Source organism: Microvirga ossetica (assembly GCF_002741015.1).
Classification (GTDB): domain Bacteria; phylum Pseudomonadota; class Alphaproteobacteria; order Rhizobiales; family Beijerinckiaceae; genus Microvirga; species Microvirga ossetica.
Genome location: NZ_CP016616.1, coordinates 1,521,975 through 1,543,814 on the forward strand (window position 1 = coordinate 1,521,975; position 21,840 = coordinate 1,543,814).

Here is a 21,840-nt window from a genome sequence, read left to right on the forward strand (position 1 = left end):
AACCTGCGAGAGCCAATTGTCCGGGAATGGTACAGCCGCCCCGGCTCGAACGGGGGACCCCCAGATCCACAATCTGGTGCTCTAACCAACTGAGCTACGGCTGCACGTGAGGCAGGGTGTAATCGCCTGGGCTGGCAATTTCAAGACCTCTTTGGCCTCCGATGGCCCGAAATGACGCGGCGGGCCCGAAGGCCCGCCGCGTCTCATGCTCAAGCTTGGAGAAGCTTATTCGGCGGTGGCGCCGGCAGCCTTGAGGACCGGGGTCCAGCGGGCGACCTCGCTCTCGACGAGCTTCTGCAAGCCGTCAGGGGTCCGTTCCGCGGCGGTCGGCAGGACGCCGCCGAGGTCGAGAAGACGCTTCTTGGTGTTCTCGTCGTCGAGGGACTTCATCAGCGCGTCGCTGAGCTTCTTGACCACGTCGGGCGGGGTGCCCTTGGGCGCGAAGACGGCGTTCCAGGCGCTGACCTCATAGCCGTCGAGGCCGGCTTCCTTGGTGGTCGGCACGTTCGGCAGGACCGGGGAACGCTCGGGCGTCGCGATGGCGAAGGCCTTGATGTTGTTGCCCTGGATCTGCGGGGCCACGTTGACGATCTGGTCGGTCATGAAGTCGACCGTGTTGCCCATCAGGTCGTTGAGAGCCGGACCCGTGCCGCGATAGGCGACCATGGTCGGCTTCACCTTGACCACGGAGTTGAAGAAGATGCCCGTGGAATGGGAGACCGAGCCCACGCCCGCATGGGCCATGTTCACCTTGTCGCCATTGGCCTTCAGATAGGCGAGGAAGCCCTTCAGGTCGTTGGCCGGGAAGTCCTTCTTGGCCACGATCACGATCGGCGTGCCGGCGGCCACGCCGATGGGCGCGAAGTCCTTGGCCGGGTCGTATTTCAGGTTCGGGTAGAGAGCCGGCGCGGCGCCGTGGGTGCCCATGTGGCCCATCATGATGGTGTAGCCGTCCGGCTGCGATTGGGCGGCGCGAGTGATGCCCGTGGTGCCGCCGGCGCCGGCGACGTTTTCGATCACGATCTGCTGGCCGAGGGTGCGGCTCATGTGGTCGCTGACGATGCGGGCGATCACGTCGGTCGGGCCGCCGGCTGCGAAGGGCACGATCATGGTGATCGGACGGGTCGGATAGTTTTGAGCCTGAGCGCCCGTTGCGGCCAAGCCGGCGACTGCGGCAAGAGCCAGTACAACTTTTTTCATCAGTTTTCCTCCCAGAAAAGGTTATGGCCTTACATGTGGGCAAGGCAGGGTCGAAGGCAAGCTACTCCGTGAACACCTCGTCCCTTCCCTTCCGGATGGAAGGCAGGAGAGCGATCACAAGTAGGATAGCGGCAACGGCGAGCAGGCCCCCGCTGACGGGATGGGTGATGAAGGTCTCCATCGACCCGCGCGAGATGATGAGCGCACGACGCAGGTTCTCTTCCATCAGCTTGCCGAGCACGAAGCCGAGCAGCAGCGGCGCCGGCTCGAAGCCGAACTTGATCAGCACGTAGCCCACGAACCCGAACAGCCCGATGAACATCACATCGGTCGGCAGCGAGTTGATCGAGTAGATGCCGATGCAGCAGAACATCAGGATCGCCGGGAACATCAGGCGGTACGGCACCTTCAGGAGCCGCACCCACATGCCGACCAGCGGCAGGTTGATCACGAGCAGCATCAGGTTGCCGACCCACATCGAGGCGATCATGCCCCAGAACAGGGTCGGGTTCTTGGTCATCACCTGGGGTCCGGGAATGATGCCGTGGATGGTCATCGCACCCACCATCAGCGCCATCACCGCATTCGGCGGAATGCCGAGCGTCAGGAGCGGGATGAACGAGGTCTGCGCGCCGGCATTGTTGGCGCTCTCGGGCCCGGCCACGCCCTCGATCGCGCCGCGCCCGAAGCGGCGCGGATCCTTGGCGAGCTTCTTCTCGAGCGTATAGGAGGCGAACGGCCCGAGCACCGCGCCGTTGCCGGGCAGGATGCCGAGGATCGCGCCGATGACGGTACCGCGCAGCACGGGCTTGTAGGACTGCTTGAAGTCCTCCTTGTTCGGCAGAAGCCGGCCGATGGCCTGGCGCACGACGTCGCGATGTTCGGTATGGTCGAGGTTGCGCATGATCTCGGCGATGCCGAAAATGCCCATGGCGAGCACCGCGAAGTCGATGCCGTCCGCCAGGAACGGCAGGCCGAAGGTCATGCGCTCCTCGCCGGTCTCGAGGTCGGTGCCGACGGTGGAGAGAAGTACGCCGACCAGGATCATGGCGATCGCCCGCAGGATCGAACCGCGCGCGAGCACCACGGCAAAGACCAGGCCCATGACCATGAGCGAGAAATACTCGGTCGGGCCGAAGACCAGCGCCAGCTTGGTGAGCGGAGCGCCGAGCGCCGCGATGACGAGGGTCGCCACGGTGCCGGCGAAGAACGAGCCGATGGCCGCGATGCCGAGCGCCACGCCGGCGCGGCCCTGGCGCGCCATCTGGTGGCCGTCGAGCGCGGTGACCACGGAGGTCGCCTCGCCGGGAATGTTGACCAGGATCGCCGTGGTCGAGCCGCCGTATTGTGCGCCGTAATAGATGCCGGCGAGCATGATCAGCGCGCCGGTGGGATCGAGCCCGAAGGTGATCGGCAGTAGCATGGCGATGGTGGCGATGGGCCCGACGCCGGGCAGCACGCCGATCAGCGTGCCGACGAGGCAGCCGAGGAAGGCAAGGCCGAGATTCTGCAGGCTGAGCGCGACGCCGAAGCCGAGGCTCAGGTTGGAGAAGAAATCACCCATCAGATCCTCCCGCTGTGATCGGCCACGTCAACCGGGGCCGGACGGCGGTTGCGGGTGGTGAGAAACAGAATGATGGCGGCGGCGGCCATGATGCCGGCGGTGGCGCGCAGCACCGCCTTCTGCGACCAGTCGGAGGGGAAGAGGCTGGTGAGCGCCTGCGGGAAGACCGGGATCGGCAGGTTGAGGAGGTCGCCGAACAGCACCATGCAGAAGGGGGTGAGGCTGAGCGCCAGGAGAACGAGATCGCGCAAGCGCGCCTCGGGGGTGGCATAGCCGCCGAGGATGATGGCGAGTGGCCCGGCGAAGAGCAGGCCGAGGCCCGGCGTGGCCAGCCCGCCGCCGAAGGAGAAGGGGCGGATGGTCAGCGCGAAGGCAACGATGGCGCCGATGACGAAGACCGGGCCGCGCAGGCCCCAGCGCTCCAGGGCATCGCCCTCCTTGATGAAGGCGAAGGCCAGAAGGGCGAGGCCGGACAGGCCGACGCCGATGGCGAGCCAGCGCGGCAGCATCGCCGGACCCATGGCGTTGAGCGTGCCCTGATCGAGATCCCGGGTGAGCCAGAGCGCGAGGGCGGCAAGAGCGACGAGGAGAATCCCCCCGGCCAAGCTTTGCGGGGCACGGACCGAACCGCGATGGTGCGGAGGCTCGGAGCCTTCGTGGAGAACAGACATGGGCGACCTCCCGGCGAGCGCATCCCGCGCCCAAGGTTGTTGAGACCGATATGGCCCGAGGCCGCTCTCTGGATCAAGCTTCCGCTTTCTCGAAGGGAAGGTTTCTCAACAAGACCTCTTCGAATGACCCATCCATCGCAAAGAGGTCTATTAAACTATTGGACAGTGAGCTTCGCCTCATGGAAGGTCACTTGATCACGTGCCCGGTCTTGTCTAGATGGACCCTTGTACTGCCAGGCCGGGCCCCTCTGGTCGCTTCTCTGCGAAGCGGCGATGTCGGACTGGATGAAAACCAGGGCGGCCTGGGTTCGTTCAAAAAGACGGTTTTGCCTGCATTTCGGCTCGATGTCCGAAGGATTTCGCGACATTCCGGTGCCAGATGCGTCTCTTTGAGCGTTTCACATGCGCTGCCCCCAACCGACATATGAGGCACCGCATGTTTGATCTCTCGCAGTTTTTCGGACCCGAGGTCGTCGCCTTCCTGATGGTCGTCGGCATCGACCTGGCGCTTGCCGGCGACAACGCTATCGTCATCGGCTTGGCCGCCGCCGGTCTCCCGAAGGAGCAGCGCAACAAGGCCATCCTTCTCGGCGTTCTCGCCGCCACCGTTCTGCGTATCATTTTCGCGCTGATCACCACCCAGCTTCTCCAGATCGTGGGCCTGCTCCTAGCAGGTGGCATCCTGCTGCTCTGGGTCTGCTGGAAGATGTGGCGCGAGCTGCGCACCGGCCATGAGGCCGAGCAGCATGCGGCTGAGGAAGCTCTCGAGGGTCGGGACATCGATCAGGACGGCACCATTGGCGGAGGCGTTCCGCGCAAGACCTTCGCCCAGGCCGCCTGGCAGATCATCATCGCCGACGTGTCGATGTCGCTCGACAACGTGCTGGCGGTGGCGGGAGCGGCGCGTGAGCACCCCTACATCCTTGCCTTCGGCCTGCTGCTGTCGATCGCTCTCATGGGCATTGCGGCCTCCTTCATCGCCCGCCTGCTCCAGCGCTACCGCTGGATCGCCTATGTGGGGCTGGCGATCATCCTCTATGTGTCGCTCAAGATGATCTACGAGGGCTTCCTGGAGGTTTCTCCGCTGGTCAACGGCGCCGTCGGCTAAAGCATCGGATCCCGAAAGTGGACTCCGCTTTCGGGATCCATTCGATGCGTCCTCTCTAGACCTGCGTATCGAATCTCCAATTGACGGCGGAGATGCGGGAAGGCACAGAGCATGTCGCTCATGTCCCCCGCACTCCGCCCTTATTTTTCCACGGCAGGCCTGCGCTACGGCGCGCGTGCCACCCTGCCCGCCTTTCCCGGCTTCATCATGTTCGCCCTCGCCTTCGGCGCGGCAGCGGCCCAGAAGGGCCTGTCGCTCGGCGAAACCCTCGGGCTCTCCGCCTTCGTCTATGCGGGGGCATCCCAGATGGTCGGGCTCGAAATCTGGCAGAAGGCCTGGACCCCGTCGACGATCCTCACGATCATGACCGTGACCGCCATCGTCAACGCGCGCATGATCCTGCTGGGCGCGACCCTCCAGCCTTGGCTGAAGGACGAACCCCTGGCCCGCACCGCGCTCAACCTCTTCCTCATCACCGAGGCCGGATGGCTCGTGAGCACACGCTATCACAACGAGGGCGGCCGGGATGTCGGCGTGCTGCTGGGATGCGGGATGATCCTCTGGACGGTGTGGATCGCCGCGACGCTTGGCGGCTACTTCGCAGGCGCCCTCGTACCGGAACCCCGGCGTTTCGGACTCGATCTCGTGATGCCGATCTTTTTCGGCGTCATGCTCGTGCCGCTCTGGAAAGGTGCCAGGACCGCCCTGCCCTGGCTCGTGGCGGGCCTCGTCGCGCTCATCGTCCATGCCCTGGTGCCGGGCTACGTCTTCATCATCGCCGGGGCCCTTACCGGAGTCGCGGCCGGGATGCTGATCGAATGAATACGGCCACCGTCATCGCGAGCCCGTGGGGCTCGGTTCTCGCCATCGCCGCAATGGCGCTCGTGACGTTTCTGTGCCGCATCGCAGGCGTCGTCGTCATGAGCCGCGTGCGCATCACGCCGCGCATCGAGCGCGGCCTGCGCGCGCTTCCCGGCTCCATCATCCTGGCGACGATCCTGCCGGTGGCGATGGACAACGGCTGGCCTGCCATCGCCGCGCTCGCGGCCGCTATCGTCGCCATGGCGGCGACGCGGATCGACATCGTCGGCCTTCTCGCCGGCCTAGGCACCCTTGCCGTCATCAGGGCCCTTGGATGAGCCCTGCTTGAGCCGCAGGCGGATGCGGTACATCAGCCCATCGCGAGTGTTGCGGTAGGCATCGAGAACCTGCTCGCGCGAGCCCTGCGTGATCGTCGGGTCCGGCGTCGGCCAGTATTCCACCTCGGCCGCGATGGTGCGCGTCAGCTCGAGAGCGGCGTGATGGGCCTCCGGCGAGAGGGAGATGATGAGGTCGAAATTGAGGCCCTCCCATTCCTCCAGCTCTTCGAGCGTGCGCGGCCGGTGCTTTGAGCCGTCGATGCCGATCTCGGACAGGATCGATGCCGTGAAGCCGTCCGCCTCGCTTTTGCGGACACCGGCGGATTGCACATAGATCGACTTGCCGAAGTAATGTCGCGCAATGGCTTCGGCCATGGCGGAGCGCACGGCGTTCATCGCACAGACGAACAGAACCGAGTGGATCCGTTTCGAGCGGAACTCGTCCACGTGTCAGCCCTTCCAGTGAAGCGCGAAGATCAGCGTGAAGATACGCCGGGCCGTATCGAAATCGAGGATGAGCTTGCCCTCGAGGCGCTTCATCAGAAGTTCGGCCGCCTCGTTGTGCAGCCCGCGCCGTCCCATGTCGATGGCTTCGATCTGCGCCGGAGAGGAGGCGCGGATGGCTTGGTAATAGCTGTCGCAGATCATCTCGTAATCGCGGATCGCCTTGCGGAACGGCGTCAGCGACAGGTGATGCGAAACGAGGTGCGCCCCATCCTGCGCGTTGACCTCGAAGCAGAGCTTCTTCTCGATCAGTGAGATGCGCAGAACATAGGGCCCGCCATCGTAACCCGGCAGGGCGAAGGTGTTCTCTTCGAGAATATCGTAGATGGCGATGGCACGCTCGTGCTCCTGGTCGGGGTTGCCGCGGCCGATGGAGGATTCGTCGAGCGTGACGGCGACCAGCCGGGTGCGCTCCTTCGCTTCGCTCGCCATCCGCCCTCCGCCAGCCTCGAGCATCGGACCCAAAAGTGGATTTGCACTTTTGGGATTCATCCGATGCTCCTGTTCCTAATATGCGCATCGTTGAGCGCGGAACCGGAGGTCCGCGTCAGCGAAAACCGGAACCACTTTTCCGCACGATGCGCTAGAGGTTCAGGCGGATCGCGACCGACCGCGCATGCCCCTCCAGTCCCTCCGAACGCCCGAGCGCGATCGCTGCCGGGCCGAGCGCACGCAGAGCGCCCGCATCGCATTTCAGGATCGAGGTTCGCTTCATGAAGTCAAGCACGCTTAAGCCCGAGGAGAAACGGGCCGAGCGGGCCGTGGGCAGGACGTGGTTCGGACCGCCCACGTAATCGCCGATGGCCTCGGGCGTGTGGCTGCCGAGGAAGATCGAGCCGGCGTTGCGGACCTTCGCCGCGAACTCCTCGGCGTTCTCCGTCTCGATTTCGAGATGCTCCGGCGCGAGCCGGTCGACCAGGGGAATGGCGTTCTCGAGCCGGTCGATCAGGATGATGGCGCCGTAATCGCGCCAGCTGGCACCGGCGATCTCGGCCTTCGGCAGGGTCCGGAGCTGGCGCTCGACGGCCTTCTCGACCGCGTCGGCGAGCGCGGGGCTGTCGGTGATGAGGATCGACTGGGCAGCGGGATCGTGCTCGGCCTGTGCCAAGAGATCGGCGGCGATCCAGTCCGGATTGCTGTGGGCATCCGCGAGGATCAGCACTTCGGAGGGTCCTGCGATCATGTCGATGCCGACCTGGCCGAAGACGCGGCGCTTGGCGGCCGCCACATAGGCGTTGCCGGGACCGACGATCTTGGCGACCGGATTCAGGCTCTCCGTGCCGTAGGCGAGCGCCGCCACGGCCTGGGCGCCGCCGATGCGGTAGACCTCGTCGACGCCGGCAAGGCGCGCCGCGGCCAGAACGAGCGGGTTCGTCTCGCCCTTCGGGGTTGGGACGACCATGACGACGCGCGGCACGCCAGCGACCTTCGCCGGCACCGCGTTCATCAGGACGGAGGAGGGATAGCTCGCCCGCCCGCCGGGAACGTAGAGGCCGACGGATTCGATCGCTGTCCAGCGCCAGCCCAGGGTGACGCCCACCGAGTCCGTGCTCATGGAATCCTGCGGGCGTTGCGTCCGGTGATAGGTCTCGATGCGCTCCTTCGCGAGCGCGAGGGCTTCCAGCGCCTCCTTCGGGCATTCGGCCCTGGCGGCATCGATCTCGGCATCCGAGATGCGCAGGGTCTCAGGCTGGAGGGCGAGCCCGTCGAAGCGAAGCGTGAAGTCGATCAGGGCCTCGTCGCCCCGCACCATCACCTCTTCGATGATGGCACGCACCGCCTGGTCCACGTCCTCCGAGACCTCGCGCTTGGCCGAAAGGAGAGCGGCGAAAGCCTTCGGGAAGGAAGCCTCCCGCGCGTCAAGCCTCTGCGCCATTACGGACGCCCCGCCGCTTGAACCTGGTCGTCGTGGGAGGGGCGGCTTTCGGCAGCCCAGACCGGACCGGTGTCTTTCATCTGCATCTCGATGCACTCCAGGTCCACCTGGATGGCGCCGCCTTCGGCAAAGATCAAGGTGGCAGTGCCCGACGGAGCGCTGGCCTCCTCGAAGGCGATGGCGAGAAGGTTAAGGACCGCATCCTTGTTGGTCTGGTCGATGCCCCGGACGCGCACGCCCGTGACGTTCTCGAAATGCATGCAGGTCAGCCGCCGCTGAGGCGTCGCGGCCTCCCAGTCGTAGCGGCGGATCTGGATGGCGAAACGCCTTTCCCGGGGCAGATAGGCGATGTCGCCCACCCGCAGGAGCGAATCCTGAAGATGAGCGGAAATGACGGCAAGGTCGTCGGGGTCGAACGCGACGAGTCTGAGGAGGTCCATGGAGCCACCAACCTGTTGTTGAACTTTAAGGTTTAGGTAGAGAGCCCCCTGCCCCGGCGCAACCTCCCGGGCCACGGTCCGGCCTCTTCTTCGAAGGCCGGTCTGTAGGGAATGCCCGGCCTGAAAAAGAAAAGCCGGCTGAAAAGCCGGCTTCTCGATCGTCAGCCCCTCAGGCGCTCGATCTGAGCGCCGCAGCGGGCGAGCTTGGCTTCGAGCGCCTCGAAGCCGCGATCCAGGTGATAGACCCGGTTGATGGTGGTCTCGCCGTCCGCCACCAGCCCCGCGATCACCAATGAGACCGAGGCGCGCAGATCCGTGGCCATGACCGGCGCGCCCTTGAGGCCGGGCACGCCGTCCACATAGGCGCTGTCGCCGTCGAGGCGGATCTGGGCGCCTAGGCGGGCGAGCTCCTGCACATGCATGAAGCGGTTCTCGAAGATCGTCTCGCGGATGCGCGAGGTGCCGCTGGCCCGGGTCATGAGGGCCATGAACTGCGCCTGCAGGTCGGTCGGGAAGCCCGGGAAGGGGTCGGTGGTCACGTCGACCGGCTGGATGCCATTGCCGTTGCGACGGACGCGGATGCCGCCATGGGTCGAGGTCACTTCGGTCCCCGCCTGGCCGAGCGCGTCGAGGGCGGCCTGGAGATAATCAGGCCGGGTGTTGTCGAGCACGAGGTCGCCGCCGGTCATGGCAACCGCCATGGCATAGGTGCCGGTCTCGATGCGGTCGGGCATGACGTCGTGCGACGCGCCGTTGAGGCGAGCGACGCCCTCGACGACGATCTCGGAGGTGCCGGCTCCTTCGATCCTCGCGCCCATCTTGATCAGGCACTCCGCCAGATCCACCACCTCCGGCTCGCGGGCGGCGTTGCGGATCACGGTGGTTCCTTGAGCCAGCGTCGCCGCCATCAGGGCGACATGGGTGCCGCCGACGGTCACCTTGGGAAAGTCGATCTCGGCCCCGATCAGGCCCTTGGGAGCGGTGGCGACCACATAGCCGCTGTCGATCTCGATCGCGGCGCCGAGCTTGGCGAGCGCCATGATGAGCAGGTCGACCGGACGGGTGCCGATGGCGCATCCGCCCGGCATGGAGACCCGGGCATGGCCGAAGCGGGCCACTAAGGGGGCGATCACCCAGAAGCTCGCCCGCATGGTCGAGACCAGCTCGTAGGGAGCAACGGTATCGATGATGTTCTTGCCCGTCAGGCGAATCGTCTGCCCGGTCTCGGACGACTGGCCGGGCCGGCGGCCGGCGATCGAGTGATCGACGCCGAAATTGCTCATGATCCGCAGGAGGGAGGAGATGTCCGCGAGCCGCGGCACATTGCCGAGCTCGAGCGTCTCCTCGGTCAGGAGGCTCGCGATCATGAGAGGCAGGGCCGCATTCTTGGCGCCTGAAATCGGAATCAAGCCGTTGAGAGGCACGCCGCCCCGGATGCGAATGCGATCCATCAAATTCCCCTTGCAAATCTTATCAGCAAACCATGCGCTATGCGCGCCTTGAACCTTTTGGGCTAGTCGGACGGCTTGTCGCGCTCATCCAAAACGCTCAAGCTCTCGGCCTGGGTTCCGGATGCCTTGACGGCCTTCCGCCCCCTGGCCTGGACCTTGCGACGCTTCAGGTTTTCCTTCAAGGCCGCCTTCAGCCGGTCGGCTTTCTCTTGCGATTTCACGTCAGTCATGGTTCACGCGACCCATCGTCGCTTTTATCAAATAGAGGCTTCGCAAGCGGCTCTCAACCGCAATATCACGGCTCGGCACTTTGACCCGGATCAATGCGATCTGGCATAATGGGCCTACGATCCCCGGGCATTGCATTGCCCACCCGGTGAGATGATGGATTACCAGAACTTCTTCCAGTCTGCCCTCGATCGCCTCCAGGCCGAGCGGCGCTACCGCGTTTTTGCCGATATCGAGCGGCTGGCCGGCCGCTATCCCCAGGCGATCTGGCATGCCCCGGACGGCCCGCGCCCGATCACGGTGTGGTGCTCCAACGACTATCTCGGCATGGGCCAGAACCGGGACGTGACCCGCGCCATGGTCGAGGCCGCCTGGCGGCTCGGCACCGGCGCCGGCGGCACACGCAACATCTCGGGCAACAGCCATCCTATTGTGGCGCTCGAAGCCGAGCTCGCCGATCTCCACGGCAAGGAAGCGGCCCTCGTCTTCACCTCGGGCTACGTCTCGAATCAGACCGGCATCTCGACGCTCGCCAAGCTGATCCCGAACTGCCTGATCCTCTCGGACGCGCTCAACCACAACTCGATGATCGAGGGCGTGCGCCAGTCGGGCTGCGACAAGGCGATCTTCCGCCACAACGATCTCGAACACCTGGAGGACCTGCTCCAGGCCGCCGGCGAGAGGCCCAAGCTGATCGTCTTCGAGAGCGTCTATTCCATGGACGGAGACATCTCCCCCATCCATGCCATCTGCGACCTCGCCGAGCGCTACGGCGCCATGACCTATATCGACGAGGTCCATGCGGTCGGCATGTACGGCCCGCGCGGCGCCGGCATCGCCGAGCGCGAGGGCGCCATGCACCGGATCGACGTGATCGAGGGTACCCTGGGCAAGGCCTTCGGCGTCATGGGCGGCTATCTGACCGGCACCAAGGCCGTGATGGATGCGATCCGCAGCTTCGCCCCCGGCTTCATCTTCACCACCGCCCTGCCCCCGGCGGTCGCCGCCGCCGCGACGGCCTCGATCCGCCACCTCAAGGAATCCGCCACCGAGCGCCAGCAGCAGCAGCGCCAGGTGGCCCGCACCAAGGCGGTCCTGACCGGAATCGGCCTGCCCGTGCTCGATACACCGACCCATATCGTCCCCGTGATGGTGGGCAACGCGGAAGCCTGCAAGGCGGCCTCCGACCGGCTGCTGAACAAGCACGGCATCTATATCCAGCCGATCAACTACCCCACGGTGCCGCGCGGCACCGAGCGGCTGCGCATCACCCCCGGCCCGTTCCACTCGAACGCCCATATCGACGCCCTCGCCGCTGCTCTCGTCGAGGTGTGGACCGCGCTCGGGCTCCCCCTGGAAGCGAAAATCCAGGCCGCCGAGTAAAGATCATTTTTCAAGCTTGCATGGAGGGCTGCCCTGTGGCAGTAAGCGGCCCTCCCCGTTGGCGCGCTGCCGTAGCTCAGTGGTAGAGCACTCCCTTGGTAAGGGAGAGGTCGAGAGTTCGATCCTCTCTGGCAGCACCAGCCACGCCCTCGCGACGCGAGGGTTCGAGGCTCATCGGCAGCCTCTTTCTCCCCACATCGCAACTCCATTGCGCGCGCCTCATCCGCTGGGGGCAGAACCAAAGGCCTAGTTGTCTTTTGGGGCTTGGCTTTGCAATAATAAGGTGAGCCGGCAATGCTGGTCTTCGCGGCCTGCATCCCGGGAAAGATGACTGGAGGAAAACCTCCGGCATGATGGGGGAATGGACCATGAAGAACGCGGCCGTTGCGCCCGAGATCGCCGATCCGTATGCGGCGCTCGAGCAGATCCTGAAAGTCATCGGAAGATCATGGCTGAGCGAGGAATGGCGTCTCGAGGACGTCCGCCTTCTCGCTCAGGAGGCTCTCGATAAGCGGGGCCGCAAGACCGGCAGCAGGCGTGCCGCCATTCCGCCTGTCCAGAGCTCCATCCGCTTCGAGACCAGCGTCCGGCCCCAGACCGCCAAGCTGGATGATCGTCTGCGTCCCTGATGCCCCGGAATCACTTTAGCCGACAGCGGATGACGTAGAGGACGATCATGCGGCATGGTGTCCGATAGAGAAATAATTCAAGCAAAGTCGATTTTTATTCCCTTGATAATCTTTTACTAAGCCTCCGAGCGATACCGTTCGATCGAGACAGCCAAGAAAAAACACTCTCGCATCGGGCAGAATACAATGACATACGACGATTTACCGTAGCGGTTCCGCCCCATGCGGCCTCCGGCAGCGATCTCGTGGCTTTTATCCGAGATATCGGCTGCCATCGGCGCCTCTATCCGGCACGCCACCGTTTCGGCGGATTTGGCAACTGAACTCCCGCTTTATCGATTGAGACAACCATGCCAGCTGTCGAGACCTACAATTCCTCGGGAAACTCTTACGTCGATGCCATTTTGGGCAGCCTCAAATGGGTGCCGAGCCATCTCAGCTACAGCTTCCCGGTGACGGCTACCTCCTACGGCGCCTCCTACGGGGACGGTGAGACCGCCAAGGGATTTGGAGCCTTCAACGGCAGCCAGCAATCGATCGCGCGATCCGCACTGGACCTCTTCTCGGCCGTCAGCAACCTGACCTTCCAGGAAGTCGGCGGAACTGGCGCAGCGGCGGCCGATCTGCGCTTTGCTCAATCGGATTTGCCGAGCACCGCATGGGCCTATTTTCCGACCACGGACGCCACAGGCGGCGATGTGTGGGTCAACAATTCCAGCCGCAATTACGCGAGCCCCGCAAAGGGGAACTACGCCTATCTCACCATCGTCCATGAGATCGGACACGCCCTAGGTCTCGAGCACTCCCACGAGGGCAACATGCCGCTGTCGCGCGACAGCATGGAATACACGGTGATGAGCTATCGCTCATATGTCGGTGCCTCGATCTATTCGGGCTATGCGAACGAGACCTGGGGTTATGCCCAGTCCCTCATGACGTATGACATCGCCGCGATCCAGCACATGTACGGTGCGAACTTCGCCACCAACAGCGGCAACACCACCTATTCCTGGAGCCCGACGACAGGCGAGATGTCCATCGATGGCGCGCGCCAGGGCGCTCCCGGCGGCAACCGGATCCTGCAGACCGTGTGGGATGGCGGCGGCAACGACACTTACAGCTTCGCAGGCTACACGACCGAACTGACAATCGATCTCCAGCCCGGCGCATGGACCACCACGTCGCAGGAGCAGCTTGCCAAGCTGTACTGGGACGGGTCGGAGCTCGCTACCGGCAACATTGCCAACGCCCTTCTCTATCAAGGCAATCCGCTCTCTCTCATCGAGAATGCCTCTGGCGGCTCGGGCAGCGACGTCATCACGGGCAATGTCGCGGCCAACAATCTTCGCGGCAATGGCGGCAGCGACAAGCTCTACGGACTAAGCGGCAACGACATTCTGATCGGCGGCAGCGGCAAGGATCTGCTGAACGGCGGCGGCGGCAAGGACGCCGCGAGCTATGCCGTCGCTAAGGCCTCCGTGACGGCCGACCTTCAATCCCCTTCGAGCAACCGGGGCGAAGCCGCGGGCGATACCTATGTCAGCATCGAGGGATTGGTCGGCAGCGCTCATAGTGACAAGCTTCGCGGCAATGGTGCTGCAAACACCATTGAGGGTGACGGAGGCAACGATACGCTTTACGGGCGCGGCGGCAATGACGCGCTGCACGGCGGCGCGGGCCGCGACAAGCTCTATGGCCAGGGCGGCAAGGATCTGCTCATCGGCGGCAGCGGCGCGGACACCTTCGTCTTTCAGGCTTCGAGCGACTCGCGCAGGTCCACCGTGGATACGATTCAGGATTTCGTCAGAGGCTCCGACCACATCGATCTGCGTGGCATCGACGCAAAAACATCCGTCGCCGGCGATCAGGCCTTCACCTTCATCGGCAAAGCCGCATTCCATCACAAGGCCGGCGAGCTGCGCTTTGCCGACGGCATCGTGTCGGGCGACGTGAACGGCGATGCGAGTGCCGACTTCAAGATCGCCGTCACAGGACTTACGGCGCTGTCCAAGAGCGACTTTTATTTGTGATCGTCCGCGCTCGAAAGCGTCTGCCGGATTGCGGAGCCGCTCTCCACTGGCAACGATTGTACATGCGAGAGCAGACGTCTTAGAACGATGGGCGCTGACGGAAATTATTGGTTAACCATCTGGACCGAAAGCAAGCTTAGGCGTTATCCCTGAGATCAAACTTTCCGCTCTACGAGGAAGTGCGATGGACCAAACGGGAAAACGCCACCCCGCCAACGATGCAATGGCCTATGTGCTGAATCTGATTGCGCTCGCTTTCAGCTTCAGCTGTCTCTGGGTCGTTGCATCCGCCGCCAAAATGTAATTCTATATCGCTCCCGCACCTTCAGCGGGAGCGAAACTCCCGGGCTGCATCGGCGGCCTGATAGCTCCAATAGGTGAGCTGAATCGCGGCGCGACCGGAGGCACCCCAGACCACGCGCTGGGCTTCGAGCAGCACGACCTTGCGCCCGGCCCGCCGCTTGAGGATAGGTTTCTGCGGTAGCGGCGGTTCGGCTGTAATAGATGTCGATATTTACGGGTCGGGCGAAATCTCGGAGGCTGCGAGATAGATCGCAACCAGCCGCTCGCAGCCCTCGCGATCCTCATCGTCGAACCGGTTCGGGCTCGGGCTGTCGAGATCGAGCACGCCCAGCACGACGCCGTTCTTGACGAGCGGCACGACGAGCTCCGAGCGGGAGGCGCTGTCGCAGGCGATGTGGCCCGGGAAAGCATGCACGTCCGGCACGACGATCGATTCCTTCCGCTCCACGGCCGAGCCGCAGACGCCGCGCCCCACGGGGATGCGGACGCAGGCGACCTTGCCCTGGAATGGGCCGAGAACGAGCCCCGGCCCGCGCATGAAGTAGAAGCCGGCCCAGTTCAGATCGGGCATCAGCTGATAGATCAATGCCGACATGTTGGCGGCGTTGGCGATCGCATCCGGCTCGCCCTCCAGCAGCCCGGTGAGCTGCTGGGCGAGCGAGGCGTAGAAGTCCCGTTTGCTGCCGGAACTCGAGAGGGGCTTGGCTTCGAACATAGGCTTTTCCTTATGGATCTCCGGCTATCCTGTCCAGCTGGACTCACTCCGCCGCCATGCCCGACCGGGCTGGCCCGGCGAGGTCGAGCCCCTGATGGTCGCAGAGGCGGCGATAGAGACCGCCCTTGCGATAGAGGCTTAAGTGGTCCCCCTCCTCCACGATCCGGCCCTTGTCGAACACGAGGATGCGGTCGAGCGCGCGCACCGTGGACAGGCGGTGCGCGATCACGATGGAGGTGCGCCCCTCCATGAGCCGCACCATGGCCTGCTGGATCAGCACCTCCGATTCCGAGTCGAGAGCGGAGGTCGCCTCGTCGAGGATCAGGATCGGCGCATCGGCCAGGAACGCGCGGGCGATGGCGACGCGCTGGCGCTCGCCGCCCGACAGCTTCACGCCGCGCTCGCCGACCAGGGTCAGGTAGCCCTTGGGCAGGCTCATGATGAAGTCATGCGCGTTGGCGAGCCGCGCCGCACGCTCGATCTCGGCCATGCCGGCACCGGGCCGCCCATAGGCGATGTTCTCGGCGAGCGTGCGGTGGAACAGGATCGGCTCCTGCTGCACGATGGCGATCTGCGACCGCAGGGACGATTGCCGTGCATCGGCGATGTTCTGCCCGTCGATGCGGATCTCGCCGCCCGTCACGTCGTAGAGGCGCTGGATCAGCTTGACGAGGGTCGTCTTGCCGGATCCGGAAGGACCGACGAGGCCCACGCGCTCGCCGGCGCGGATCGTCAACGAAAGATCCCGGTAGAGCGGCGTGACGTGCCCGCCATAGTGGAACGTGACGCGGTCGAACACGACCTCTCCGCGCCCGATGCGGATCGGCGTCGCATGGGCATGATCGGGCACGCCGATGCGCTCCCGGTGGATCTCGACGAGCTCCTCCATGTCGTTCACCGAACGGCGCAGGTTGTTGATGTGCATGCCCACATCGCGCAGATAGCCGTGGATTACGAAATAGGTCGTGAGCACATAGGCGAGATCGCCCGGCGTGGCGCGGTCGTCCCACCACAGCCAGATCGCGGTGCCGATGATGGCGGCGCGAATGCCGAGCAGGGCGATGAACTGCACCGTGCCGCTGTTGGTGCCGCGCTGCCAGACGCGCCGCGTGCGACTCTGCCATTTGCCCAGCGCCCAGGTCAGCCGGCCGTCCTCGCAGATCTCGGCGCCGAATGCCTTGACGACAGGGTTGCAGCTCAAGGCATCGGCCAGGGTGCCGCCGACACGCGTATCCCAGGCATTCGCCAGTCGCGCCGCCGGGGCGACATAGAGGGTGGCGAGAAAGCCCGTCATCACGATGTAGGCGAGCGCACTCACGCCGATCACGAGGCCCATCACCGGCCAGCGCAGGCCGAGCACGATCATCGAGCCGGCGAGCACGGTGAGCGAGGGCAGCAGCGCCAGCAAGAGCGTGTCGTGCATCAGGTCAAGCGCCCACATGCCGCGCGTGATCTTGCGCACCGTGGAGCCGGCGAAGGAGTTCGCATGCCAATCGGTCGAGAAGCGCTGCACGCGTGCGAACGCGTCCTGCGCCACGCGCCCCATGACGCGCAGCGTCAGCTCCACGATGCCGTAGAATGCCAGGTGCCGCATGACGATCATCAGCAGGCCGAGGCCGGTCATGCAGCCGAATGCGATCAGCGCCGCATGCAGCGCTGCGCCCCGGTCGCCGCCTGCAGCGATGGCATCGACGAGCCTCCCTGCGAAGACGGGCATGAACACGTCGGCGAGCGTGGAGACCATCATGGTCACCACGATGAGCGCCACATAGCGCGGCTCCGCGCGCCAGTGGCGGAAGGTGAATCTCAAAACGTCGCGGGTGGCGTCCCCGCTCTTCTTGTGCTGGTTCATGGAAGCGAACAGGCAGCGCTCGAAGCGCATGCCTCTCCCGGAATTTGTGCGAAGCGACAGCGGAACGGCGGCTTACGGCGCCCAATATCGCTCGTTTATGGACTATGGAAGCTTGGTAAGGTTTGCAGGGCCTCGGGGCCCCACCCGGTCCGGCCTATGATTTCGGCTTGGACATGGGAGGAACGTTCAGCAAGCAGATGTGAGCCATGCAGTCCTCCCTCTCTTGAAATTAAACCTAGACTGAAAGTAATGCAGTTCGCTCGACTTGGCAACCGCACTTTTACTTCGGGCCTGTTTTCGACGCCTATACGACCTGAAGCGGTCGGTGCGGACCCGCCGGCAGCTCCGCCCGGACGGCGTCCCCCGGCCTGATGTCGCCACCCTCGATCACGATGCCCATGATGCCGGATTTGCGGACGAGGTTGCCGTCCTCGTCCTTGCCGAGAACGGCCTTCATGAGCCCTTTTCGGAAGCGGTCGATCTGGACGCAGGGGTTGCGCAGGCCCGTCACTTCGATCACCGCGCTCTTGCCGATCAGCAGGCGCGCGCCGGTCGGAAGGCCGAGCAGATCGATACCGCGCGTGGTGATGTTCTCACCCATCGCGCCGGCGGCGACATCGAAGCCCGCGTGCCGCAATTCATCGTGCAGCTCGGCATGGATCAGGTGGACCTGCCGCAGGTTCGGTTGGCTCGGGTCCTTCGCCACCCGCGAACGATGCCGGACCGTCGTGCCGAGATGCGCGTCGCCCTCGACGCCGAGCCCGGCGAGAAGACGAATGCCCTCATGATTGGCCTTGCTGAAGCTGTGTGTCGCGCTGCGGCTCACCGCCGTGACGATCGCATCCATTCCGCGCCGAGCCCCCTCGCTTATGCTTCCTTCGCCTTGTAGCGTCAGAGAACGGTCAGATCCACCGTCTCGAAGCCTTTCTCCGCGAGACGCTGCGCCAGCACGCGGCGATGGCAATTGGCGGGATCGCGCTCGAAGCACAGGAGGCAGATCGGCTGACTTTGAGCCAGCGCCTCGAGATCGCGCAAAGCCTCCTGTGCCGGTTCAGTGACGAGAACCTCGTCGCAATAGATCCGGCGCATGAGGTCGCCGTCGCCGGCCCGGGCCGCCTGGCGGCCCTCCTTCGGCGTGCCGAGCTTGATGAAGTGCTGATAGCCGATCTCCCGGCTCGCCAAGGCATCGCGCAGCGCGGATTTCGAGAAGCCGCGCTTGCGCGAGAGCGCGACGGCGCGCACGTCCGCAAGCGTCTCAACGCCCGCATCCTTCAAGGTGCCGAGGAAGCGGTCGACATCCGCTCCCTCGTATCCGATCGTAAAAACCTGCGGCTTTGCCATGCCGCGAAATTACATGGATGGCTGCGGATGTCGAGGCGTCTCCGGTTGCGTGTAAGGGCGGAGCGCCTCCGGCGTGCGGAAGTCCCGCGGCACCTCGAAGTCGCTCGCCGCGCCGTGCGATTGCTCGATGCCGCGCGGGAAGCCGCTGCGATCGGAATAATCCTGCAGCGGCGGCAGCGGATGCGGGCTTTCCCAGCTCAGGGTCTGCGCGCAATAGATGTCGAGCGCCGTCACGCCGGCCACCGCCGCCATGGCGATGCCGACATTGCCCTTCTTCGGATTATTGCCTTCGAGCGCCGTCGCCAGCGTCGCTAGATCGAGCCCATCGCCTGCCACGCGGCCCCAGATCCACGGTGTCGGATCCTTCGAAGCCAGGATTCCGATGCCGGTTGCGATCTCGCGCACGCCGTAGCCGGCGATCAAACCCTCCTGCCCCTTCATGCCGAGCGCCCGCGCCAACGCGCGCGGCGCCGCCACTTCGACGACGCCGAGGGCGATGGAGAACAGGCCGAGCCCGCGGGCCAGGGTGTCGGTCGCCGTGTCGGCCTGGCCGCGACGGCGCGTTCTTTCGGTTTCGTAGCGCATGATGCTCACCTGTCAGGGTTTGATGACGACCTTGATGCAGCCGTCCTGCTTGTCGCGGAACACCTTGTACATGTCCGGCCCCTCATCGAGGGACACGGTATGGGTGATGACGAAGGACGGATCGATCTGTCCCTTCTCGATGCGGCGCAGAAGATCGTCGGACCAGCGGTTCACATGCGTCTGACCCGTGCGGATCGTAAGACCCTTGTTCATGATCGCCCCGAAGGGGATCTTGTCGAGCAGGCCGCCATAGACACCGGGAATCGAGAGCGTGCCGGCCGGTCGGCAGACATAGGCCATCTCGCGCAGCACATGCGGCCGATCGGTCTCCATCATCGTCGCCTGCTTCACACGGTCGTACATGGAATCGATCGTTGCGGTCGCATGCGCCTCCATGCCGACGGCGTCGATGCACTTCTCGGGGCCTTTCCCGTTCGTGAGTTCGTTGAGGCGCTCGATCACGCTGTCTTCATCGATGTTGATCGTGATGGCGCCACCGGCCCCGGCCATCGCAAGGCGCTCGGGAATGCGGTCGATGGCAATGACCTGTTTCGCCCCTAGCAGGATGGCGCTGCGGATCGTCATCTGTCCGACCGGGCCGCAGCCCCAGATCGCCACCGTGTCGGTGGGCTGGATGTCGCATTGCACCGCCGCCTGCCAGCCGGTGGGGAAGATGTCGCTCAGAAACAAAAGCTTCTCGTCGGGGATCCCGTTCGGCACCTTGATATGGGTGGCATCGGCGAAGGGCACCCGGAGATATTCGGCTTGCCCGCCGGCATAGCCGCCGGTGAGATGGGTGTAGCCGAATAGGCCCGCCGTGGTGTGGCCGAAGGCCTTGGCGGCGATGTGCCCGTTGCGGTTCGTCCGCTCGCAGACCGAGAAATTGCCGCGTTTGCACTGCTCGCACTCGCCGCAGATGATGGTGAAGGGGATCACCACCCGGTCGCCGACCTTGAGCTTACCCTTGGCCTCTGAGCCGACCTCGACGACCTCACCCATGGTTTCGTGGCCCATGATGTCGCCGGATTTCATGCCGGGCATGAAGTGATTGTAGAGATGAAGGTCCGAGCCGCAGATGGCGCAGCTCGTCACCTTGATGATCGCGTCACGGGGTTGCTCGATCTCGGGGTCGGGAACAGAGTCGCACCGGATGTCGGTGGTGCCATGCCAAACGAGCGCCTTCATTAATATCTCCCTCAGACGACCGACGAATACCAAGCCTCGTGGTTTCGGCCGCGTTCGCGGGGAATACTTATTCGGGAGCCTTACGTTCCCTCGGACTTGGTAAAATCTGCCCGCATCCGTTGCGGCGAGCCGTCAGACGTGCTGCGGCAGGCTGCGGATCAGGTCGGCCAGCGCCGGCTCGAGAACCTGGTGAGCGGCTTCCTCGACCTCGAACCACTGCGCCCTGCGCTGCCCCTTCTCCCGCCAGGATTTCAGCTGCTTGGAAACCTCGAGGGGATAGACGTTGACCCGGCAGAGATCGAAATGCGCGGCGCGTCGCTTCCAGTAATCGTAGGAGCCGAGGGGCTTGTTCTTGATCTCGCCCTTGACGCCGGCCTCCTCCTCCGCCTCCTGGGCGGCCGCCTTGTGCGGCTTCTTGCCCTTCATGGGCCAGCCCTTCGGAATCAGCCAGCGCTTGGTTTCCCGCGATGTCACGAGAAGCACCTCGATCTTTCCATCCTTGATGCGGAAAGGAAGCGCTGCAACCTGGCTGAGTTCTTCTGGGGGGATCTGGGACATTCGACGAGAGTAGGATTCCTGGCGGGTTAGTTTGTAACGTAAGTGATTTGAGCCGGCTAAGAAAGGATCTTTTCAAAAAGAGTTGAGGATGGCAGGGGTTCCCGCCTGATACCATTCTCCATGCTTTCAAAGTTCCATGACCGGCTGATAACGAAGATGTCCGCGATTGCGATTCAGAAGGATGACCCCGAGCGATGACGACCGATGGCCTCGACCTGAGATTTGCCGCAGCCTGCGCCGTCGCGCGGGAGAGCGGCGTGCTCGCCCGCAAGCGCTTCCTGGAGCGGCCGCGCTCGCAGCGCCCGGATTTCAAGGGGCCGCAGGATTTTCTCACCGCCACCGATGCCGAGGTGGAGGAGTTGATTCGGACCCGGCTGAGCGGGCTTTTCCCGCAGGATTCCTTCTTCGGCGAGGAAGGCGGCGGATCCTTCGAGCGCGACGTCTGGGTCGTCGATCCCATCGACGGCACGGCGAATTTCGCCCGCGGCATCCCGCACTTCGCCATCTCCATCGCCTTCGTGCGCGATGGCCGCGTGGAGATCGGCGTGGTCTACGACGTGATGCATTCAGAGCTCTATACGGCCCAGCGTGGCCGTGGCGCGACCCTCAATGGAGAGCCGATCCGGGTGAGCGGACTTGCCGATATGAAGCAGGCGACGGTGGAAGCCGGATGGTCGTCACGATTGCCGCCGGAACCCTACATCGCCGTTGTCGACAAGCTGAAAGCCGGCGGCGCCAATGTCCGCCGCGCCGGCTCGGGAACGCTGGGCATTGCCTATGTCGCCGATGGGCGCACCGACGCCTATTGCGAGCTCCACATCAATTCCTGGGATGTGCTGGCGGGGCTCCTCCTCGTCGAGGAGGCCGGCGGCTGGGCCAACGACTTCCTGGCCAATGACGGCTTGCGTAAGGGAAACCCCGTTCTGGTGTGCACACCCGAGCTTGCCGACGCCCTCACGCAGGCGACGGGAATTGCGAGGTGAGCTTGAGGCCGTAGCCTTATTCTAAAGATTCAGCCGGAGGGCCGACAGGGCTCTTGACCCGCCGAGGCAATGGAGGGAGCTTAGCCGGCCAAACA

Annotated in this window: 23 protein-coding genes and 2 tRNA genes; 8 read left to right on the forward strand and 17 right to left on the reverse strand. The window is 64.5% G+C overall.

The window, feature by feature from the left end; genetic code table 11:
* Positions 1 to 27 precede the first annotated feature (27 nt).
* From BB934_RS07175 to BB934_RS07190, 4 genes are all read right to left on the reverse strand, one after another.
* Positions 28 to 104, reverse strand: a tRNA-His gene (locus BB934_RS07175).
* 121 nt (positions 105 to 225) lie between these two features.
* Positions 226 to 1,200, reverse strand: a complete 975-nt coding sequence (locus tag BB934_RS07180; protein WP_099509024.1) for a tripartite tricarboxylate transporter substrate-binding protein — start codon at positions 1,198 to 1,200, stop codon at positions 226 to 228.
* 61 nt (positions 1,201 to 1,261) lie between these two features.
* Positions 1,262 to 2,764, reverse strand: a complete 1,503-nt coding sequence (locus BB934_RS07185) for a tripartite tricarboxylate transporter permease (RefSeq protein WP_099509025.1) — start codon at positions 2,762 to 2,764, stop codon at positions 1,262 to 1,264.
* Complete coding sequence (locus BB934_RS07190) at positions 2,764 to 3,435, reverse strand: tripartite tricarboxylate transporter TctB family protein (RefSeq protein WP_099509026.1); 672 nt, start codon at positions 3,433 to 3,435, stop codon at positions 2,764 to 2,766. Before BB934_RS07190 ends, BB934_RS07185 begins: the two co-directional genes overlap by 1 nt.
* Before the next feature lie 436 nt (positions 3,436 to 3,871).
* Here BB934_RS07190 and BB934_RS07195 point away from each other — a divergent pair, with 436 nt between their 5' ends.
* The 3 genes from BB934_RS07195 (at position 3,872) to BB934_RS07205 (ending at position 5,682) form a co-directional block, all read left to right on the forward strand.
* Positions 3,872 to 4,543 carry a TerC family protein gene (locus tag BB934_RS07195; protein WP_099509027.1) on the forward strand — a complete coding sequence of 224 codons (672 nt, stop codon included), beginning with the start codon at positions 3,872 to 3,874 and terminating at the stop codon, positions 4,541 to 4,543.
* Between the two features lie 111 nt (positions 4,544 to 4,654).
* Complete coding sequence (locus BB934_RS07200; protein ID WP_237050210.1) at positions 4,655 to 5,365, forward strand: AzlC family ABC transporter permease; 711 nt, start codon at positions 4,655 to 4,657, stop codon at positions 5,363 to 5,365.
* Positions 5,362 to 5,682 (forward strand): AzlD family protein, encoded by a 321-nt coding sequence (locus BB934_RS07205; RefSeq protein ID WP_099509028.1) that lies wholly within the window; start codon positions 5,362 to 5,364, stop codon positions 5,680 to 5,682. Before BB934_RS07200 ends, BB934_RS07205 begins: the two co-directional genes overlap by 4 nt.
* Here BB934_RS07205 and BB934_RS07210 read toward each other — a convergent pair.
* From BB934_RS07210 to BB934_RS46930, 6 genes are all read right to left on the reverse strand, one after another.
* Positions 5,647 to 6,078, reverse strand: coding sequence for an arsenate-mycothiol transferase ArsC (locus BB934_RS07210; protein ID WP_237050297.1), 432 nt, complete (start codon positions 6,076 to 6,078; stop codon positions 5,647 to 5,649). The genes BB934_RS07205 and BB934_RS07210 overlap by 36 nt on opposite strands.
* Before the next feature lie 54 nt (positions 6,079 to 6,132).
* A complete protein-coding gene (locus BB934_RS07215) occupies positions 6,133 to 6,618 on the reverse strand; it encodes a UPF0262 family protein (RefSeq protein WP_099512679.1) in 486 nt (161 codons plus the stop codon).
* Between the two features lie 151 nt (positions 6,619 to 6,769).
* Entirely contained in the window at positions 6,770 to 8,062 is a 1,293-nt protein-coding gene (hisD, locus tag BB934_RS07220) for a histidinol dehydrogenase (RefSeq protein ID WP_099509029.1), read from the reverse strand.
* Complete coding sequence (locus tag BB934_RS07225) at positions 8,062 to 8,502, reverse strand: DUF2948 family protein (protein WP_099509030.1); 441 nt, start codon at positions 8,500 to 8,502, stop codon at positions 8,062 to 8,064. The genes hisD and BB934_RS07225 overlap by 1 nt, the downstream gene beginning before the upstream one ends.
* Before the next feature lie 161 nt (positions 8,503 to 8,663).
* On the reverse strand, positions 8,664 to 9,953 hold the full coding sequence (gene murA / locus BB934_RS07230) for a UDP-N-acetylglucosamine 1-carboxyvinyltransferase (protein ID WP_099509031.1): 1,290 nt from the start codon (positions 9,951 to 9,953) through the stop codon (positions 8,664 to 8,666).
* A gap of 62 nt (positions 9,954 to 10,015) precedes the next feature.
* On the reverse strand, positions 10,016 to 10,183 hold the full coding sequence (locus BB934_RS46930) for a hypothetical protein (RefSeq protein ID WP_157934072.1): 168 nt from the start codon (positions 10,181 to 10,183) through the stop codon (positions 10,016 to 10,018).
* Between the two features lie 154 nt (positions 10,184 to 10,337).
* Between BB934_RS46930 and hemA the strand changes: the two genes are divergently transcribed.
* The 4 genes from hemA (at position 10,338) to BB934_RS07250 (ending at position 14,223) form a co-directional block, all read left to right on the forward strand.
* Positions 10,338 to 11,564, forward strand: coding sequence for a 5-aminolevulinate synthase (hemA, locus tag BB934_RS07235; RefSeq protein ID WP_099509032.1), 1,227 nt, complete (start codon positions 10,338 to 10,340; stop codon positions 11,562 to 11,564).
* Positions 11,565 to 11,629: 65 nt separating this feature from the next.
* Positions 11,630 to 11,704, forward strand: a tRNA-Thr gene (locus BB934_RS07240).
* Between the two features lie 210 nt (positions 11,705 to 11,914).
* Complete coding sequence (locus BB934_RS07245) at positions 11,915 to 12,193, forward strand: hypothetical protein (RefSeq protein WP_099509033.1); 279 nt, start codon at positions 11,915 to 11,917, stop codon at positions 12,191 to 12,193.
* Positions 12,194 to 12,543: 350 nt separating this feature from the next.
* Positions 12,544 to 14,223 (forward strand): M10 family metallopeptidase, encoded by a 1,680-nt coding sequence (locus BB934_RS07250; RefSeq protein ID WP_099509034.1) that lies wholly within the window; start codon positions 12,544 to 12,546, stop codon positions 14,221 to 14,223.
* Between the two features lie 514 nt (positions 14,224 to 14,737).
* Here the strand turns inward: BB934_RS07250 and BB934_RS07255 are convergent.
* The 7 genes from BB934_RS07255 to BB934_RS07285 form a co-directional block, all read right to left on the reverse strand.
* Positions 14,738 to 15,241, reverse strand: coding sequence for a GAF domain-containing protein (locus tag BB934_RS07255; protein ID WP_099509035.1), 504 nt, complete (start codon positions 15,239 to 15,241; stop codon positions 14,738 to 14,740).
* Positions 15,242 to 15,284: 43 nt separating this feature from the next.
* Positions 15,285 to 17,123, reverse strand: a complete 1,839-nt coding sequence (locus tag BB934_RS07260; RefSeq protein WP_237050211.1) for an ABC transporter ATP-binding protein — start codon at positions 17,121 to 17,123, stop codon at positions 15,285 to 15,287.
* Between the two features lie 274 nt (positions 17,124 to 17,397).
* Entirely contained in the window at positions 17,398 to 17,940 is a 543-nt protein-coding gene (locus BB934_RS07265) for an MOSC domain-containing protein (RefSeq protein WP_099509036.1), read from the reverse strand.
* A 44-nt stretch (positions 17,941 to 17,984) separates the two neighbouring features.
* Positions 17,985 to 18,434 carry a DUF488 domain-containing protein gene (locus BB934_RS07270; protein ID WP_099509037.1) on the reverse strand — a complete coding sequence of 150 codons (450 nt, stop codon included), beginning with the start codon at positions 18,432 to 18,434 and terminating at the stop codon, positions 17,985 to 17,987.
* 9 nt (positions 18,435 to 18,443) lie between these two features.
* Complete coding sequence (locus BB934_RS07275; protein ID WP_099509038.1) at positions 18,444 to 19,019, reverse strand: cyclase dehydrase; 576 nt, start codon at positions 19,017 to 19,019, stop codon at positions 18,444 to 18,446.
* A gap of 12 nt (positions 19,020 to 19,031) precedes the next feature.
* On the reverse strand, positions 19,032 to 20,204 hold the full coding sequence (locus BB934_RS07280) for a zinc-dependent alcohol dehydrogenase (RefSeq protein WP_099509039.1): 1,173 nt from the start codon (positions 20,202 to 20,204) through the stop codon (positions 19,032 to 19,034).
* A gap of 132 nt (positions 20,205 to 20,336) precedes the next feature.
* Positions 20,337 to 20,762 carry an NUDIX hydrolase gene (locus tag BB934_RS07285; protein ID WP_099509040.1) on the reverse strand — a complete coding sequence of 142 codons (426 nt, stop codon included), beginning with the start codon at positions 20,760 to 20,762 and terminating at the stop codon, positions 20,337 to 20,339.
* Positions 20,763 to 20,956: 194 nt separating this feature from the next.
* Between BB934_RS07285 and BB934_RS07290 the strand changes: the two genes are divergently transcribed.
* Complete coding sequence (locus BB934_RS07290; RefSeq protein WP_099509041.1) at positions 20,957 to 21,745, forward strand: inositol monophosphatase family protein; 789 nt, start codon at positions 20,957 to 20,959, stop codon at positions 21,743 to 21,745.
* Positions 21,746 to 21,840: the final 95 nt, after the last annotated feature.

Coding starts and splice junctions, on each gene's coding strand:
- BB934_RS07210 (WP_237050297.1), bottom strand. CDS start 6,078: ATGAACGCCGTGCGCTCCGCCATGGCCGAAGCCATTGCGCGACATTAC.
- BB934_RS07260 (WP_237050211.1), bottom strand. CDS start 17,123: ATGCGCTTCGAGCGCTGCCTGTTCGCTTCCATGAACCAGCACAAGAAG.
- BB934_RS07215 (WP_099512679.1), bottom strand. CDS start 6,618: ATGGCGAGCGAAGCGAAGGAGCGCACCCGGCTGGTCGCCGTCACGCTC.
- BB934_RS46930 (WP_157934072.1), bottom strand. CDS start 10,183: ATGACTGACGTGAAATCGCAAGAGAAAGCCGACCGGCTGAAGGCGGCC.
- BB934_RS07225 (WP_099509030.1), bottom strand. CDS start 8,502: ATGGACCTCCTCAGACTCGTCGCGTTCGACCCCGACGACCTTGCCGTC.
- BB934_RS07270 (WP_099509037.1), bottom strand. CDS start 18,434: ATGGCAAAGCCGCAGGTTTTTACGATCGGATACGAGGGAGCGGATGTC.
- BB934_RS07275 (WP_099509038.1), bottom strand. CDS start 19,019: ATGCGCTACGAAACCGAAAGAACGCGCCGTCGCGGCCAGGCCGACACG.
- BB934_RS07205 (WP_099509028.1), top strand. CDS start 5,362: ATGAATACGGCCACCGTCATCGCGAGCCCGTGGGGCTCGGTTCTCGCC.
- BB934_RS07185 (WP_099509025.1), bottom strand. CDS start 2,764: ATGGGTGATTTCTTCTCCAACCTGAGCCTCGGCTTCGGCGTCGCGCTC.
- BB934_RS07200 (WP_237050210.1), top strand. CDS start 4,655: ATGTCGCTCATGTCCCCCGCACTCCGCCCTTATTTTTCCACGGCAGGC.
- BB934_RS07280 (WP_099509039.1), bottom strand. CDS start 20,204: ATGAAGGCGCTCGTTTGGCATGGCACCACCGACATCCGGTGCGACTCT.
- BB934_RS07255 (WP_099509035.1), bottom strand. CDS start 15,241: ATGTTCGAAGCCAAGCCCCTCTCGAGTTCCGGCAGCAAACGGGACTTC.
- BB934_RS07265 (WP_099509036.1), bottom strand. CDS start 17,940: ATGGATGCGATCGTCACGGCGGTGAGCCGCAGCGCGACACACAGCTTC.
- BB934_RS07250 (WP_099509034.1), top strand. CDS start 12,544: ATGCCAGCTGTCGAGACCTACAATTCCTCGGGAAACTCTTACGTCGAT.
- BB934_RS07190 (WP_099509026.1), bottom strand. CDS start 3,435: ATGTCTGTTCTCCACGAAGGCTCCGAGCCTCCGCACCATCGCGGTTCG.
- BB934_RS07245 (WP_099509033.1), top strand. CDS start 11,915: ATGATGGGGGAATGGACCATGAAGAACGCGGCCGTTGCGCCCGAGATC.
- BB934_RS07290 (WP_099509041.1), top strand. CDS start 20,957: ATGACGACCGATGGCCTCGACCTGAGATTTGCCGCAGCCTGCGCCGTC.
- hisD (WP_099509029.1), bottom strand. CDS start 8,062: ATGGCGCAGAGGCTTGACGCGCGGGAGGCTTCCTTCCCGAAGGCTTTC.
- BB934_RS07285 (WP_099509040.1), bottom strand. CDS start 20,762: ATGTCCCAGATCCCCCCAGAAGAACTCAGCCAGGTTGCAGCGCTTCCT.
- murA (WP_099509031.1), bottom strand. CDS start 9,953: ATGGATCGCATTCGCATCCGGGGCGGCGTGCCTCTCAACGGCTTGATT.
- hemA (WP_099509032.1), top strand. CDS start 10,338: ATGGATTACCAGAACTTCTTCCAGTCTGCCCTCGATCGCCTCCAGGCC.
- BB934_RS07180 (WP_099509024.1), bottom strand. CDS start 1,200: ATGAAAAAAGTTGTACTGGCTCTTGCCGCAGTCGCCGGCTTGGCCGCA.
- BB934_RS07195 (WP_099509027.1), top strand. CDS start 3,872: ATGTTTGATCTCTCGCAGTTTTTCGGACCCGAGGTCGTCGCCTTCCTG.